This window comes from Methylobacterium sp. J-076 (assembly GCF_022829405.1).
Lineage (GTDB): Bacteria > Pseudomonadota > Alphaproteobacteria > Rhizobiales > Beijerinckiaceae > Methylobacterium.
Genome location: NZ_JAKSXW010000038.1, coordinates 37241 through 54381, shown reverse-complemented (window position 1 = coordinate 54381; position 17141 = coordinate 37241). Strand labels below are relative to the sequence as shown.

The window sequence follows — 17141 nt, the reverse complement described above, 5'->3', positions numbered from 1 at the left end:
AGGCTCACCCCTCCCGCAGGAAGATCATCGTCGAGAGCGGCGGAAGCGTCAGGCTCAGCGAATGCGGCTGGCCGTGGCTCTGCTCCCCCTGCGCCTCGCACCCGCCCATGTTGCCGACGTTCGAGCCGCCGTACTGGCCGGCATCGGAGTTGAACGCCTCCCGGTAGAAGCCCCCCGCCGGCACGCCGACGCGGTAGCCCTCCCGCGGCACCGGGGTGAAGTTCGACACCACGACGGCGATCTCGCCGCCCGCGCCCTTGCGGGCCCAGGCGATGACGCTGTTGTCCTGATCGTCGGCGACCAGCCACTGGAAGCCGGCCTGGTCCGCATCGCGGCTGTAGAGGGCCGGCGACGACAGGTAGAGGTGGTTGAGGTCGCGCACCACGTCCTTGACGCCCTTGTGCAGGGGATCGTCCAGCAGGTGCCAGTCGAGGCTGGAATCGTGGTTCCACTCCCGCTCCTGGCCGAACTCGCCGCCCATGAACAGCAGTTTCTTGCCGGGATGCCCCCACATGAAGCCGTAATAGGCGCGCAGGTTGGCGAACTTCTGCCAGCGGTCGCCCGGCATCTTGTTGAGCAGCGAACCCTTCCCGTGCACCACCTCGTCGTGGGACAGGGGCAGGATGAAGTTCTCGGAGAAGGCGTAGAGCAACCCGAAGGTGAGGTTGTGGTGGTGGTAGCGGCGGTGGATCGGGTTCTCCTGCATGAAATGCAGGGTGTCGTGCATCCAGCCCATGTTCCACTTGAAGCCGAAGCCGAGGCCCCCCGTGTAGGTCGGGTGCGAGACGCCGGGCCACGAGGTGGATTCCTCGGCCACGGTGATCGTGCCGGGGGCGTGGCTGTAGGTGGCCTCGTTGGTCTTGCGCAGGAAGTCGATGGCGTCGAGGTTCTCGTTGCCGCCGTAGCGGTTGGGGATCCACTCCCCCTGCCGCCGGGAATAGTCGAGGTAGAGCATCGAGGCGACGGCATCCACGCGCAGGCCGTCGAGGTGGTAGTGCTCCAGCCAGAACCGGGCGTTGGCGGCGAGGAAGGAGGCCACCTCGGTCCGCCCGAAATTGTAGATGTAGGTGCCCCAATCCTGGTGGAAGCCCTGGCGCGGGTCGGCATGCTCGTAGAGATGCGTGCCGTCGAACAGGCCGAGGCCGTGGGCGTCGAGGGGGAAGTGGCCCGGCACCCAGTCGAGCATCACGCCGATCCCCGCCTCGTGGGCGGTGTCCACGAAGGCGGCGAACTCCTCCGGGGTGCCGAAGCGGCTGGTGGGCGCGAAGAGCGAGACCGGCTGGTAGCCCCAGGACCCGTCGAACGGGTACTCGGTGATCGGCAGCATCTCGATATGGGTGAAGCCCATCTCCTTGACGTAGGGGATCAGCCTCTCGCCCAGCTCCTTGTAGGTCAGGTAGCGGTTGCCCTCCTCCGGCACCCGCATCCACGACCCGAGATGGACCTCGTAGATCGAGATGGCGGCGTGGCGCGGATCCTTGGCGCCGCGGCTGCCCATCCAGCCGTCGTCCCGCCAGTCGAAGGTGCTGAGGCCGTTCAGCAGCGAGGCGGTGGAGGGCGGGTGCTCGGCCGCGAAGGCGACCGGGTCGGCCTTGAGGGGGATCAGGGCGCCGTCGGGCCCGCGGATCTCGAACTTGTAGCGCCCGCCCGGCTGGAGGCCGGGGACGAAGAGTTCCCACACGCCCCCGTCCTGCCACAGGCGCATCGGGTGGCGGCGGCCGTCCCACTCGTTGAAGTCGCCGACTACGCTGACCTTCTTGGCGTTGGGGGCCCAGACGGCGAAGCGGAACCCGTCGATCCCGTCGAGGCGCCCGGACTGGGCGCCGAGGATGCGGTAGACGAGGTTGGTGCCGACCTCGCGCAGGCCGGCGACGTCGTACTGCTCGATGGACGAGCCGAACCCGTAGGGGTCGAAGCGGCGGCTCGTGGAGCCGTCCCACGCCTCCACCTCGATCTCGTAGAGCGGGCGGCCCTCGCCCTCGACGCGGGCGACGTAGAAGCCCTCGGCGTGGCGCTTCTCGAAGGGCACCCTGCGCCCGTCGATCACGAGGCTCGCCGCCCGGGCTTCCGGCAGCACGGCGCGCACCTCCCAGTGGCCGGGGCCGACGCGGTGCGGCCCGAGCACGGAGAAGGGGTCGCCGTGGCTGGCGGCCATGATCCCGGCGATCGCATCCGGGTGGACGGTCGGGATCGCAGGGGACGCGGCGCGCTCGGACCCTGCGGCGGAGCCGGAGGCTCCCTCCCCGGCCCGCGGCGCGAAGGTCTCGTCGGTCACCGTCATGCGGAATGCTCTCCGTCCTCGTCCAGAATGGACAGAACCCCCCTTGCGGGAATTTCGATCCAGTCCGGACGGTTGTTGGCCTCGTAGTCGACCTCGTACAGCGCCTTGGTGAGAAGGCAGAGCCGCAGGAGGCGCTCACGGGTCTCGGGATCGGTCACGGCCGCCCGGGTGCCCTCGACGGCGCCCTGGTAGCCGGCGAAGAACGCTGCATCGATCATGCCGCGCCACGCGGTGGCGGCGGCCCGGGCGCGCTCTTCCGAGTCGGCGAAGCGGCCGGTGATTTCGCGGATCACCGTCTCGGCGCCGTAGGCGAAGGAGCGCATCATCCCGGCGACGTCGCGCAGGGGCATCGACTTGGCCCGCCGCGCGTCCGCCGGCCGCGAGGGCTCGCCCTCGAAGTCGACGATGATCAGGTCGCTCTCGGCCACCAGCACCTGCCCGAGGTGGTAGTCGCCGTGGATGCGGATCTTGTGCGCACCCTTCGGCGTGCCCCCGGCGAGGCCCTCGATCAGCGCCTCGACCTCGGCCCTGCGGCCGAGGAGGTCGGCACAGGCGCCCTTGCCGGCATCGAGGCCGCGCTCGGCGAGGCCCTTCAGGCCCCGGAAGGCCCGCTCCGCCTGATGGCGCGCGTCCTTGGCGAGGGTGGCGAGGTCGCCCTCCTCGAAGGCCTCCGCGGCGAAGGCGGGGTCGTCGGTCTCCATGGCGAAGGCGGTGTGCATCTGCGCCGTGCGCTGGCCGAGCAGGTCGGCCCAGCGCATGTGGTCGCGGAACGCCTCCTCCGGGCTCAGGGCTTCGCTCTCCGGGGCCAGCACCACGGTCTCGAAGTCCCGGCGCAGGCCTTCGAGCATCAGCGTCCACGCATCGCCCTGGTTGAGGACGAACTTCTGCAGCACGGCGAGCGCGGTGCGCGTGCCGTCCTCGGCGACGTGCTCCAGGGTGCCGAGCAGGGCCGGGGTGTGGGGGAAGCCCGCCACCTCGGTGAGGAACCGCCCGACCTCGATCTCCGGGTGGGTGCCCGGCTGAAGGCGGCGCAGGAGCTTGAGCATCAGTTTCGAGCCCACCGCGATCGAGGTGTTGCTCTGCTCGGCCTTCAGGCGCCGGATGTCGGCGACGTCGACGGTGACGCTCGGGTCGAAGGCCGAGGTGGTGGCGAAGACCAGCTTGCCGCGCTCGGTCGGGATCTCCCGGTGGCGCCGCATGTCTTCGATGAGGTTGGCCGTGAAGTCGTTGGAGCCGGCCGCCCCGTAGAGGAGGCCGGTGCGCGGCCCCCGGCGCACCCGCGCCACGGCGAAGGCCATCAGGTCCGCATCCTCGCGGCCCTCGTCCACGCCCACGGGCACGAAATACTCGTGGGTCTCGCCGTTCGACAGGGTCACCGCCAGCCGCGGCAGCAGGAAGCGGGGCTCGTCCCCGTCCTGCGTGGTGAGGGCGGCGCAATCCACCACCTTCACACCCTTGATCCGCGAACCCTTGGCGCCGAACCAGCGCCGGCTCATCAGGAACGGCGGCACCACGGTGCGCTCGAAGGCGACGCGCTCGCGCCCCGCCATCAGGCTCTCGATGCCCCCGGTGAGCACCATGGTGAACAGCTCCGGCGGCTCCTGCCGCGGGCCGATCTCGCCCGAATGGGCGGCCGACAGGGAGAACCAGTAGAAGCCGTAGGCCGGCAGGGTCAGCAGGTAGGGCAGGTCGCCGATCGGCGGGAACTCGCTGCCGCCGGTCAGCTCGACCGGCACCGCCGTGCGGAATTCGGACAGGTCGAGCTGCACCGCCTGCGGCGCCCGCGAGAGGTTGGCCACGCACAAAATGCGCTCGCCCTCGTGCTCGCGGATCCAGGCCAGCACCTTGCGGTTGCTGGGATACAGGAACTGGATCGTGCCCCGCCCCAGCGCCACGCTGTTGTTGCGGATGGCGATCATCCGCCGGGTCCAGTTCAGCAGGCTGGTCTGGGCCTGGGTCTGCGCCTCGACGTTGATGGCGTCGAACCCGTAGATCGGGTCCTGGATGGCGGGCAGGAACAGCTTCTGCGGGTTCGCCCGGGAGAAGCCGCCGTTGCGGTCCGGCGACCACTGCATCGGCGTGCGCACCCCGTCGCGGTCGCCGAGGTAGATGTTGTCGCCCATGCCGATCTCGTCGCCGTAGTAGAGCACCGGCGTGCCGGGCATCGACAGGACGAGGGACTTCATCAATTCGATCTTGCGCCGGTCGTTCTCCAGCAGCGGCGCGAGGCGGCGGCGGATGCCGAGGTTGATCCGGGCCCGGCGCTCGGCGGCGTAGAACGACCAGAGGTAGTCACGCTCTTCGGCCGTGACCATTTCGAGGGTCAACTCGTCATGGTTGCGCAGGAAGATCGCCCACTGGCACCCTTCCGGGATCTCCGGCGTCTGGCGCATGATGTCGGTGATCGGGTGCCGGTCCTCCCGGGCGATCGCCATGTACATCCGCGGCATCAGCGGGAAGTGGAACGCCATGTGGCATTCGTCGCCGTCGCCGAAGTACTGCGCGGTCTCCTCCGGCCACTGGTTGGCCTCGGCCAGCAGCATCCGGTCCGGGTAGCTCTCGTCCAGCGCCGCCCGGATCGCCTTGATGACGTCGTGGGTCTCTTTCAGGTTCTCGCAGTTCGTGCCGTCGCGCTCGATCAGGTAGGGGATCGCGTCCAGCCGCAGGCCGTCGACGCCCATGTCGAGCCAGTAGCGCATCGTCGCGATGACCGCTTCCAGCACCTTCGGGTTGTCGAAGTTCAGGTCGGGCTGGTGGCTGTAGAAGCGGTGCCAGAAATACTGCTTGGCGACCGGGTCCCAGGTCCAGTTCGAGGCCTCGGTGTCGAGGAAGATGATGCGCGTGTCCTTGTACGGCGCGTCGGTGTCCGACCAGACGTAGAAGTCGCGCTCCGGCGAGCCGGGGGGCGCCTCGCGGGCGGCCTGGAACCAGGGGTGCTGGTCCGAGGTGTGGTTGATGACGAGCTCGGTGATGACCCTGAGGCCCCGCTCGTGGGCCGCCTCCACGAAGGCGCGGAACTGCTCCATCGTCCCGTAGGAGGGGTTGATGCCCTCGTAGTCGGCGATGTCGTACCCATCGTCGCGCAGCGGCGACGGGTAGAACGGCATCAACCAGATGGCCGTGACCCCCAGGTCGCGGACATAGTCGAGCCGCTGGGTCAGGCCCTCGAAGTCGCCGATCCCGTCATTGTCCGAGTCGAAGAACGACTTGACGTGGATCTGGTAGATGATGGCGTCCCGGTACCATTGCGGATCGCTGCGATCGATCATCGCGTCGCTGCCTCATCGGTGAGATCGAAGGAACCGGCCGAAAGGGCGGCCGGCGGCCGGGCGGTCGTCGAGACCGCCGCAGGTGCCACGGGTGGCTTCAGCCCGCAACCCGTCGTGGTGCTGTCAGGCGCCAGATGACGCAGGACCGTTCCGCCGGATCGAGGGCGATCCGGTGGCCTTTGCCCCGCAGGGAGAAGGTATAGCCCTGCAGCAGGTCCTCCACCTCCACCGCCCCGTCGTCGGGCAGGCCGAAGAGCCACAGGGGCACTTCGTAGCTGCATTCCTGGCGGTTCTTGGGGTCGAGGTTCACCATCACGAACACGCAGTTGTCGCCGTTCGGCGTGGTCTTCGCGTAGGCGATGATCGCCTCGTTCCCGGCCGGGGTGAAGACGACGTTGCGGAAGTCCCACAGGGCCGGGTTGTCCCGGCGGATCTTGTTGAGCTTGACGATGTGCTCGCGGATGTTCCCGGGCCGGTCGTAGTCCCAGGCCTTGATCTCGTACTTCTCCGAGTTCAGGTACTCTTCCTTGCCGGGATAGGGCGCAGCCTCGCACAGCTCGAAGCCGTTGTAGATCCCGTAGACCGAGGAGAGCGTGGCCGCGAGCGTCGCCCGCACCACGAACCCGGCCCGCCCGCTGGTCTGCAGGTAGTACGGATTGATGTCTGGCGTATTCGCGAAGAAGTTCGGACGGTAGTACTCGCCCATCTCGCCGGCCAGTTCGGTGCCGTACTCGATCAGCTCCGCCTTGGTGTTGCGCCACGTGAAGTAGGTGTAGCTCTGCTGGTAGCCGGCCTTGGCGAGCTTCTTCATCATCTTCGGCCGGGTGAAGGCCTCGGCGAGGAAGATCGCGTCCGGGAAGGCGCCGTTCACCTCGCCGATCACCCATTCCCAGAACGGGATCGGCTTGGTGTGCGGGTTGTCGACCCGGAAGATGCGCACCCCGCGCTGGCACCAGCCGAGCAGGACGTCGCGCAGCTCGATCCAGAGGGAGGGCAACGCCCCGCCGTAGAAGTGGACGTTCGAGATGTCCTCGTACTTCTTCGGGGGGTTCTCGGCGAATTTCAGCGTCCCGTCCGGGCGCCACTCGAACCATTCCGGGTGGTTCTTGATCCAGGGATGGTCGGGGGAGCACTGGATCGCGAAGTCGAGGGCGATCTCCATGCCGTAGGCGTGGCTGGCCGCCACCAGCCGCTGGAAGTCCTCCAGCGTCCCGAGGTCGGGGTGGACGGCCTCGTGCCCGCCCTCCTCCGCGCCCACGGCGTAGACCGAGCCGACATCGCCGGGCAGGGCCTTCAGGGTGTTGTTCTTGCCCTTGCGGTTGGTGCGCCCCACCGGGTGGATCGGCGTGAAGTAGAGCACGTCGAAGCCGAGCTCGCGGATCTCCGGCAGCCGGGCGATCACGTCGTCGAAGGTGCCGTGGCGGTTGACGTCCATGGACTGCGAGCGCGGGAAGATCTCGTACCAGGCCGAGTAGCGGGCCGCGAGACGGTCGGCGATGACGGGGAGGGTCACCGGATAGCGGGTGAGGTTCACGCGCTCGGCATGGGGACCCACCAGGGCGACCGAGTCCGGCTGAAGGATCTTCTCCAGCTGGGCCGCGGAACCGCTCGGCTCGGCCGCGAGCGCCGCCACGAGGGCGGCGAGCCTGTCCCTGTCCCGGCCCGTGGCGAGGGAGGCCGCCGTGCCCACGAGCGCCACGCCCTCGATGGTCTCCAGGCGCACGTCCACCCCGGCGTCGCGCTTCTTGATCGTGTCGCGCATCCACGAGGCAAAGGGATCGCGCCACGCCACGAGGGTGAACTCGTAGCGGGCGTTGCGCTCCAGCGGGAAGCTGCCGGCCCAGCGGTCGTTGTCCACGAAGGCCATCGGGTCCTCGCGCCACTCGCCGGCTCCGGCGAGGCGCGAGTGGATCGCCGCGGCGATGACCTCGTGGCCGTCGGTGAAGATGTCGGCCTCGACGTGCAGGTCCTCGCCGACGATGCGCTTCACCGCCGAGCGGCCGCCGTCGAGTTCGGGCGTCACCGCCTCGATGACGACCCGGCCCTCGCCGCGGGGTTCCCCCTGCGAGGGCAGGCGGGCGACGGAGGCCCGGGCGGCGGCGAGGATGCGCAGCTCCCCCGGCGCGAGGTCGATATGGCTGCCCGCGTGGAAGGCGATGGGCTCCAGGTCCGGCGTGCGGTCCACGAAGGGGCCGAGCATGCCGCCGGTGCGGGCGATGAGCGGCCCGGCCTCCACCGGGACCGGCGCCCCGGTCGGGTTGTAGAGCACCATCACCGCGTGCCGGGCGGAGGCGTGGTGGCCGGTGTCGTAGCGCGCGAGCGCGACGAAGCCGGCATCGGGCGAGGACAGGCGGGCCTGCGCCCCCTCGACGTTGGCCGCCGGCAGCTCGGCCCGGAGGGCGTTGACCGCCCGGACATAGCCGGAGATGTCGATGCCGGTGTCGTGCTCCCGGTCGCCCGGATGGCTGTCGACCACATGGAGCGCCCGGCGGTAGCCCCATTCGTAGCCGATGGGCATCAGCACCCCGGCCGAGAAGAAGGCCGCGAGGGCGTAGCGGGTGCGCAGCTGCGCGGCCACCGCATCCTTGCCCCCGCCGATCCCGGCGGCGAGGCGGGGCATGTCGTGGTTCTCGGGGAAGGCGATGGAGGGGGCGAGCACCCGCAGGCGCTCGTACTGCTCCAGGGCCCAGGGGGCCTTGAGGTCCCACCACGCGAAGGAATTGAACAGGTAGTCGAAGCCGGCGCCCGCGGTGGCGCGGGCCTCCTCGAAGGTGCAGCCGAGCGTCTCGGCGGCGAACAGGCAGGCGTGGTCCTTGGCCTTGGCGGCGCCGATCAGGGCGCGCCACACCTCCGGCGGGACCTTGTAGGCCGCGTCGCAGCGGAAGCCGCCGACGCCGAGATCCTGCATCCGCAGGACATAGGCGGTCCAGATCCCGGTCAGGGCCTCCCGGGCGGCGGGGCTGTGGTAGTCGAGTTCGGCGAGGTCGCCCCAGACGGTGCGGATCGACGGGTCGTCCGGGTCCACGGCGGCCGGGTGCATGATCGCGCCATCGGCCTCGCGCATGAACAGGTCCGGGCGCTCCGTCACGAGGCGGGCGTTGTCGGCGGTGTGGTTGACCACGAGATCGGTCATCACCGAGATGCCGGCCGCGCGGGCGGCGGCGCAGAAGCGGCGGATCTGCTCGTCGTCGGGGGTGCCGTCCCGGTCGCGCAGGCGCTCGTCGAGGCTGTCCGTGTCGGCCACCGCGTAGAGGCTCCGGGAGCCGCCGGTCTGGTGGAACGGGTTCAGGTAGATCCAATCGAACCCGAGGTCGGCGATCCGCGGCAGTTCCGCGGTCCAGTCCGACACCCGCCCGACGAGGAGCGGGAACAGGTTGTAGATCCGCGGCCCCTCGGCCCGGGGGGCGAGGGAGGCCGGCAGCGCGCCGGGGGTGCCCGTCGCCTGGGCGGGCGCTGCGGCCTTGGTCGGTGCGTTCATGCGGATCGTCTCTCCTGCTTGCTCGCTAACGCTTAACGCGGCGTGACGTGCCGGCCTCACGCGTGCCCTGCCCTAGCCCGGGACCTGTGACGATCCCGGGTCATTCAGCACCCCCCTCTCCCCGCTGGCGGGGAGAGGGCCGAGCCCCCCTCGCAGGGGGCGAGGCCAGCCCGGAGGGCGATGGTGTGGGGGCTTCCCGGACAAGCCTCCTGCGGGAAGCCCCCTCACCCCCGGCTGCCGCCTCGTTGTGCCGACGACGAGGTCGGCAAAACCCTCTCCCCGCAAGCGGGCGAGGGGTGCTCACCCCACCCGGCGCAACACCGCGTAAGGCAGGTCGCGGAACAGGGCGCTCGCCTCGGCGCCCTCCCCCTCGACCTCCCGGCCGGTGACGACGTCCCGCCAGCGGGTCCCCGCCCCGAGGGCGAGCACCGTGCCGGCGAAGGCCTCGCCCGACCACACGCCCTCCCCGACGAGCCCGGAGAACAGCCGCGGCACGGCGACGATCAGGTCCCCCTCCCCGGCGGCGTCCAGGTCCGTCCGGCGGAAGGCCAGCACGTGGCCGGCCTTCTCCCCCGACGCCTGGACCGGCTCGTAGCCGGCCCGGGCGAAGAAGTCCGGCCGGGCGGCCCGCAGGGCGAGGAGCCGGTGGAGCGTCGCCTGCTTCACCCGCCCGTCCGGCCACTCGGCCAGGAGGGGCGCCAGCTCGCCCTCGCCGTCGAGCATCCGCGTCAGGCCCGCGTAGTCCACCGGGCGGCGGTTGTCGGGATCGACGAAGGAGAAGTCCCAGACCTCCGTGCCCTGGTAGGTGTCGGGCAGGCCCGGCAGGGTGCATTTCAGCACCGTCCGGCCGAGGCCCGAGAGCATCCCGAGATGGGCGAGCCGCCGGGCGAAGGGCCGCAACTCCCGCAGGAAGTCCGAGCCCGGGGCGATGATCGCCTCGAACAGCTTGCGGACGGTGCCCTCGTAGGTCTCGTCCACGTTGACCCAGCTCGACCGGCGCTTGCCCTCGCGCATCGCCTTCTCGGCATAGGCGCAGAGCCGGTCGCGGAAGGACTCGGCGGCCTGCCGATCCTCGCCCTCCAGAAGCTCCAGCGGCCACGCGCCGAGGATCGCCTGGAAGAACATCCACTGGTCGTTGGCGTCGGGGGCGGGCTCGCCGTCGATCCGCGAGAGGTGCGGGCCGGCGGTCTTCTGCCAGAGGTCCCAGGCGCCGGCCCAGCCCTCCGGCATCTCGGAGAGGGCCAGCAGCCGCGAGCGGGCATCCTCGCCGCGCTTGGTGTCGTGGGTGGCGGTGGCGATCATGGCGTTCGGCCAGTCGCGGGCGCGGGCGGCCTGGAGGTCGTGGAAGTGCTCGGCGTCGATGCCGTACTCCCCCGGATCGCCGCCGACTTCGTTGAGCCCGAGCAGCGCCGCGTAGCGGTAGAACAGCGTGTCCTCCAGGCTCTTGGCCATGACCGGGCCGGTGAGCTGCTGGAACCGGCGGCGGAAGCGCAGCACCACCCGCGGATCGGGCCGGGCGGGGCCGGAGGTCTCGACCCGGCCGAGGAGCACGTCCCGGGCGAAGTCGTGGACCGACCGGTCGGGCAGGCTCGACCAGCGCTTGGCCTTGGCCACCGCCCCCTCGATGAGCCGCACGTCCTCCGGCTCGACCTCGCCCTCCTCCAGCTCGGCGGGCAGGTAGCTGCGGTAGGTCGGGAAGCGGGCGATGATCTCGATCAGCGCCCGGCGGAGCGCGTTGACGGTGAAGTCGCGGGTGCGCCGGTCGGCGTCGGCGACCTCCTTCAGGTCGCTCGTCAGCACCTCGAGCTCGCTGGCGAAGCTGATCTCCAGGATCTCGGCCTTGGCGGCGCGCAGCTGCACGCCGTAGGGCTCGTCCATGCCCGTCGCCCACTCGTAGAGGCGGCGGACCTTGGTCTGCTTGCCCTTGTCGACCAGCACCCCGTCGAGCTGGTTCAGCACGTCGTAGCCGGTGGTGCCGGCCACCGGCCAGGGTCGCAGGCGCTCGCCGGGTTCGAGGATCTTCTCCACCACCACGTAGAAGCCGGGGCCGACCGCGGCCTGCAACGCCCTCGCATAGCCCGCCGGGTCGGCCAGCCCGTCGATGTGATCGATGCGCAGCCCGTCGATCCGGCCGTCGCGGACGTGGCGGAAGACGGTCTCGTGGGAGCGGTGGAAGATGTCGGACTTCTCGACCCGGAGACCCGCCAGGGAGTTCACGTCGAAGAAGCGGCGATAGTTGATGTCGCTCGACGCCACCCGCCAGTGGGCGAGCCGGTAGGCCTGCGCCTCCAGCAGCCGGTGCAGGGAGCCGAAGCTGTCCGGGCGCCCCTTGAAGCCGTTGAGCAGGGCGAGCGTCCGGCCGGTCGCCTCCTGGATCAGGGGCGAGGCGCCGTAGAGGGCGGCGAGGCGCCGCTTCAGGTCCTCGGCCTCCTCCGGGAAGTCCCGGCGGCGGGTCTCGTCGCCGTCGAGGGACATGGCCCGCAGCCGCTCGGAGATGGCGAGCAGCTCGGCCGTCGTGTCGTCGTCCACGGCGCCGATGGCCGCCAGCACCCGGCTCAGGACCGTCGGGTAGCTGAAGGGCCGCAGGGGGAACTGGTGCTCGAAGTGCCAGACGCTGAAGGCGCCCTTCTCGGGGTCGAACTTCAACTCCAGCAGGCCGTTCTCCAGCGCCTCGCCGTAGCGCTCGCCGAGGAACGGGATAACGAGGTTGCGCCCGGCACCGAGGCGCTGCCAATCGATGTCGAAGGCGTGGGCGAAGGGCGAGAGCGCCCCCCATTCCAGCACCGAGAGCCACCACGGGTTGTCGGACCCGCCGACGCCCATGTGGTTGGGCACGATGTCGAGGAGGAGCTTCAGCCCGTGGGCGTGGAGGGCGCCGGCGAGGCGGATGAACGCCTCCTCGCCGCCGAGCTCCGGGTTGATCTCGCCGTGGTCGACGATGTCGTAGCCATGGGTCGAGCCCGCCCGGGCCTTCTGCAGGGGCGAGGCGTAGACGTGGCTGATGCCGAGCCGCGCGAGGTAGGGGACGACGGCCTCCGCGTCGGCGAAGGTGAAGTCCTTGTGGAACTGCAGCCGGTAGGTCGCCCGCGGGGGCGCGTCGGCGAGCCGCGAGGCGCTGCGGGCGCCCCGGCCCTCCGCCGAGAGGGAGGCCGCGAGCTTGGCCAGCGGCCCGCCGGGGGCGGCGATCTCAGTGAGGTCCCGGTCGAGTTTGCGCCGCCAGTTGGGGTAGCCCTCCGTCGAGCCCGGCACGTTGGCCTGGGCCAGTTCGGACACCACGTCCTCGTACTGCACGGCCGTCAGCACCGAGGGGGCGCGGGCGAGGTAGCGGGCGGCGGCCTCGAAGGGCGCGGCCTCGGGGGGCTCGGCGTCGGGCAGGAGCTGCTGCGAGGCCAGCGCCTCGGCGAGGCGGCGGCGCTCCACTACGCGCTCACCCCGCTCGGCCTCGGCCCGCTCCTGGTCGTAGAGGCCGAGCGATTGGCGGGTGTCGGAATCGACGCCGCGCCACCAGCCGACGAAGGTCGGCAGGTCGTGGGTGGTGATGGCGGTCAGCGCGTCGCGGGGGTAGGCGTCGGGGGCCTTGAAGCGGCCGTCGCCCTCGCGCTCGAAGGCGAGGATGCGGTAGCTGAGGACGCCGGCCCGCATCAGGGCGTCGGAGAACCCCTCCGGGGCGGTGCCGAGGTCCTCGGCGATGACGAGGCACTTGTTGCGGTGGCTCTCAAGCCGCAGCACCGCGAGCATCGGCTCGAAGGGCATGGCGACGTAGGCGCCGGCATGGGCGCTGTCGCCGAGGGGGATCAGGAACAGGCGGGCGAGCTGGAAGGCGTGGTCGATGCGGATCGCCCCCGCATGGCGCATGTTGGCCTGGACTAGGGCGCGGAAGGCGGCGAGCCCGTCGCGCTCCATCTCCAGAGGGTCGAAGGCGGGCAGGCCCCAGTTCTGGCCCTTGGGGGCGAGCAGGTCCGGCGGGGCGCCGATGGACACCCGGTCGGCGAACCGCTCGGGGTGGGACCAGATCTCCGAACCGCCCCGGTCGGCGCCGACGGCGAGGTCCCGGTACAGGCCGAGCCGCATCCCCGCCTCCCCGGCGGACTGGGCAGCGGCGGCGAGCTGCGTGTCGGCGAGGTATTGCAGCCACGCGAAGTAGGCGACCTCCTCCGCATGGTCGGCCGCGAAGGCGCGCACCGCTCCGGTGCCGGCCCGGCGATACTCCTCCGGCCAGTCTCCCAGCCAGTGGGCGCCCCGGCCCCGGAAATGCGCGGACAGGGCCTCGAAGGTGGCGTGCGAGGCGAGGTCTTCGCCGCCCTCGGCCCGGAAGCGGGCGAAGGCCTCGTCGGTCCCGGCCCGGGCCGGCGATTCGGCCCAGAGGGCGCGCAGGATCGGATCGAGCACGGCGGCGACGCCCGCGTGGTCGACCAGCGCCGCCTCGCGGAGGGCGGCGATGGCGGGGGCGGAATCGGCGAGCAACGCCTCGGCGCGGGAGCCCGCCAGCCCCGGCAGGTTCCGGGGGGCGATGAACAGGGTCTCGAGGAACAGCCGCGAGGAGGGCGAGTAGGGGGAGATCTTGGTCCGGTCCGAGCCGAACAGGGCGTGGACGGGGCTGAGGCCCAGGAACGCCGCCCCGCGCAGGGCCGCCTCGCGGGCCGCCTCCCCCGCGTCGGCATAGGTGCCGATGCCGATGTTGCCGGCCGAGCGCAGGCCGTAGAGCTGGGCGGCCAGCCCCCAGTCGCAGGCGGCCTCCTCGGCATAGGCGCTCGGGCGCCAGCAGCGCTGCGGCGCGGAGATCACGAAGGCCTCCGCCTTCGCATCGCCCACCGCCACCGTCAGCCGGTGGTAGCCCGGCGTCAGCGGGGGCAGGTCGAAGCCCGGCTCCGATCCGGCCAGGGCGGCCCGGCCCTCGCGGGCGGCGCCGCGCTCGTCCACGAGGCGCCAGACCAGGGACTTCTGGCCGCCGGAGACGCGCAGGGGGATGCGGGTGGCCCGGCGGGCCTCCACCGGCAGGAGCGGCGGGACGAGGTTGCCGCGCAGGGCCCGGACCGCGTCCAGGCTCCCGGCCAGCTCGGCCTCGTCGGCGACGGCGAAGCCGAGGGCGGCCAGCAGCCCGACGCGGACGGCGAGGTCCGTCTCGACGGGCTTTCCGAAGGCGTCCGTATACCCGGCCGCGACGCCGACGAGGTCGGCGAGGTCTTCCTGCAGGCGGCTCACGAGTGGGACTCCGTCAGGACCACGCCGGTCCAGGATGGCAGGGATGCGCCAGCGCCATCGGGGGCGTTGGTCCAGACGAGGCGGCCCGCGCCCGGCTCGACCACGAAGGGCTCCGCGCCGAAATTCGCCACGAAGCGCAGGGTGCCGGCGCCGAAGGTCCAGGTGCAGTCGACCACGTCCGGCCGCGGCAGCTGCGCCCGGGCGCCCCGGGTGCCGGACTTGGCCAGCGGCACCACCACGTCCCGGCGCAGGCGGAGGAGCTGCGTCGTGTCGGCCAGGACCTCCCTGTGCGGCGAGCGCTCCCGCTCCGACCAGTCGAGCTTGGACTGAAGGAAGGTCTCCTCGTCGGTGGGGTCCGGGATCTGCGAGGTGTCGTCGGCGAAGGCGGCGAAGCTCTTGAACTCCTTGCGGCGGCCCTCGCGGACCGCCTTGTTCAGCTCCTCGTCGGGGGCGAAGTCCACGAAGAACAGGAACGGGGCCGAGGCCGACCATTCCTCGCCCATCCACAGCATCGGGATCTGCGGCGCCAGCAGGAAGCCGGCCCGGGCCAGGGCCAGCTTTGCCGGCTCGGCGAGGTGGTTCAGGCGCTCGCCCAGCGCCCGGTTGCCGACCTGATCGTGGTTCTGGAGGAAGGTCACGAAGGCCGAGGGCGGCAGATGGCCCGAGGGCTCGCCCCTCGGGTGGTTGTCCAGGGTCTTGAAGGGCTCGCCCTGGTAGGCGAACCCCTCCGCCAGGCAGCGGGCGAGGCGCTCGACCGGTTTGTCGGCAAAGCTCTCATAGTAGCCGGCGTCTTCGCCGGTCAGCAGGACGTGCCAGCAATGGTGGAGGTCGTCCGCCCACTGGGCGTCGTGCATCCGCGGGCGCCCGCCCGCGTCGCGCTCCAGCCAGCGGGCCTGGTTCTTCTCGTTCTCCAGCATCAGGTGGACGTGTCGCCCCGGGAACGTCCGCCGGACCGTCTCGCCGAGTTCCGCCAGGAAGTGCCGGGGCGAGTCATCGAGGATGGCGTGGACGGCGTCGAAGCGCAGGCCGTCGAACCGGTACTCCTCCAGCCAGTAGAGGGCGTTCTGGATGAAGTACTGGCGCACCGTGGCGCCGCTGTCCTTGCCGTCGAAGTTGATGCCGGCGCCCCACGGGGTCTGGTGGCGCTCGGTGAAGAAGGTTTTCGCGTAGGCGTTCAGGTAGTTACCCGCCGGGCCGAAGTGGTTGTAGACCGCGTCGAGATAGACCATCAGGCCGAGGCCGTGGGCGGCGTCGATCAGGCGTTTCAGGTCCTCGGGGCGGCCGTAGGCGCCGTCCGGCGCGTAGGGCAGCACCCCGTCGTAGCCCCAGTTGCGGCTGCCCTTGAAGTCGGCGAGCGGCAGCAGCTCGATGGCGGTGACGCCGAGGGCCTTCAGGTCGGGCAGGCGCTTGGCGAGGCCCTCGTAGGTCCCCTCCGGCGTCGCCGCGCCGACATGGCACTCGTAGATCACCGCCTCCTCGAAGGGGCGGCCCTGCCAGCTGTCGTCGGACCAGGCGAAGGCGTGGGGATCGATCACCTCGGAGAGGCCGGACACGTCCTCCGGCTGGAAGCGCGAGGCGGGATCGGGCACCACGAGGTCGCCGTCGATCCGGAAGCCGTAGCGGGCGCCGGGCTTGACCCCCGGCAGGGCGGTCCGCCGCCAGCCGCCGCCCGACTGGGGCAACGGGTGCTCGGTGCCGTCCACCACGACGGTGACGCTCTCCGCGGTCGGCGCCCAGAGGGCGAAGCGCACCCCGCCCCCGACGATCTCGGCCCCGAAATCCATGCTGTGGGCATGCCGCATAAGGCCGCCATCCTTCCTAGTCGCGCCCGATCCGCCGCGAAGCGGGGCCGCTGCGTGTCACGGTGGAGAAGGCCCCGGATCCCATCCGGTTCCCATGCGACGGACGTAGCGCGCCGAAGGCGGAAGGGGATGCCGGCGGTTGCAGGGCAGGGCCGACAATCGGCACGGGACCGTCGGGGGCGCCCGCGCGGCGTCAGGTCCGGTAGAACAGCGCGCGACCGTCCGGCCGCATCTGCAACAGGATGTCGATGTCGCCGACGTTGCGGGTCAGGAGCGTCAGGCCGAGCTTCCTCGCCTGGAGGAACAGCACGCAGTTGTTGAAGGCGCGGAAGCGGCCGTCCTTCCCATAGCCCTGCCGCCGGCACAGGATGCCGGCATGCACCGCCGCGCTCGCCAGGGTCTCCGCATCGGGCAGGAGCAGCCGGTGCGGCGGCATCGCATCGACCACCCGCTCGATGGCCGCGACCGCCCGGGCGCTGCGGGGGTCGTCGGGGTCGAGGATCCCGACCGTGTGCATCAGCTCCTGCACGGCGACCATGCTGTGATGGACGATGCGGATGTCGAGGCAATCCTGCACCGTCGGCGGGGCCCGCCCCTGCATCTGGTCGATGTAGACGCAGGTATCGAGGAGCAGGCCGTTGCCGGCCGCGGCCTCGGCACCGAGGAAGGGAAGGTCGGCATCGTCGCGCCGGGCCAGCGTGCGGCCCGGGTCGAACCGGCGTGCCCGCTCGGCCGCCCGGAAGGTGAAGGCCACGCCCGCCCCGTCAGAATTCGAGGTCGAGGCTCGGGTCGACGCTGCCCCGCAGGGCGCGGAAGGTCGGGGCGAAGCGGTCCTCCACGGCGATGTTCGCCAGGGCGAACGCGAGCAGCGCCGCGTCGTCGGTGAGGCCGGTGCGGGCCTTGGCGCGGGCGACGAGGCGGGCGGGCACCCTCCCCGCGATCGCATCGCTGCGTCCGGCGGTGAGGCCGCTCTCGACCGCCCGGGCCAGGACGGCGTCCACCCGCGCCGTGTCCGGTGGCAGGGTGGTCTCGTCTTCCGGCTCGTCGGAGGCGGCGGGCCAGGGCTCGCGCTCCATCTCGTGTCTCCCGTCGTTCGGACCGGACCGGAG

Annotated in this window: 7 protein-coding genes; all 7 read right to left on the bottom strand. The window is 71.3% G+C overall.

Annotated elements, in window-relative coordinates:
- Positions 1-4: 4 nt before the first annotated feature.
- The 7 genes from glgB to MKK53_RS02735 all read right to left on the bottom strand — a co-directional run bounded on the left by glgB (position 5) and on the right by MKK53_RS02735 (position 17108).
- Positions 5-2281: a 1,4-alpha-glucan branching protein GlgB gene (glgB, locus tag MKK53_RS02765; protein ID WP_243926675.1), complete on the bottom strand. Its 2277-nt coding sequence runs from the start codon at positions 2279-2281 to the stop codon at positions 5-7.
- Positions 2278-5550 carry a maltose alpha-D-glucosyltransferase gene (treS, locus tag MKK53_RS02760; RefSeq protein WP_243926672.1) on the bottom strand — a complete coding sequence of 1091 codons (3273 nt, stop codon included), beginning with the start codon at positions 5548-5550 and terminating at the stop codon, positions 2278-2280. Before treS ends, glgB begins: the two co-directional genes overlap by 4 nt.
- A 97-nt stretch (positions 5551-5647) precedes the next feature.
- A complete protein-coding gene (locus tag MKK53_RS02755) occupies positions 5648-9028 on the bottom strand; it encodes a maltotransferase domain-containing protein (protein WP_243926670.1) in 3381 nt (1126 codons plus the stop codon).
- Positions 9029-9328: 300 nt separating this feature from the next.
- Positions 9329-14230 carry a malto-oligosyltrehalose synthase gene (locus MKK53_RS02750; RefSeq protein WP_243926668.1) on the bottom strand — a complete coding sequence of 1634 codons (4902 nt, stop codon included), beginning with the start codon at positions 14228-14230 and terminating at the stop codon, positions 9329-9331.
- Entirely contained in the window at positions 14227-16032 is a 1806-nt protein-coding gene (gene treZ / locus MKK53_RS02745) for a malto-oligosyltrehalose trehalohydrolase (protein ID WP_243926666.1), read from the bottom strand. Before treZ ends, MKK53_RS02750 begins: the two co-directional genes overlap by 4 nt.
- 193 nt (positions 16033-16225) lie before the next feature.
- The gene (locus tag MKK53_RS02740; protein ID WP_243926664.1) at positions 16226-16786 is read right to left on the bottom strand and encodes a type II toxin-antitoxin system VapC family toxin; all 561 of its coding nucleotides are present in this window, start codon (positions 16784-16786) and stop codon (positions 16226-16228) included.
- Between the two features lie 10 nt (positions 16787-16796).
- The gene (locus MKK53_RS02735) at positions 16797-17108 is read right to left on the bottom strand and encodes a hypothetical protein (RefSeq protein WP_243926662.1); all 312 of its coding nucleotides are present in this window, start codon (positions 17106-17108) and stop codon (positions 16797-16799) included.
- Positions 17109-17141: the final 33 nt, after the last annotated feature.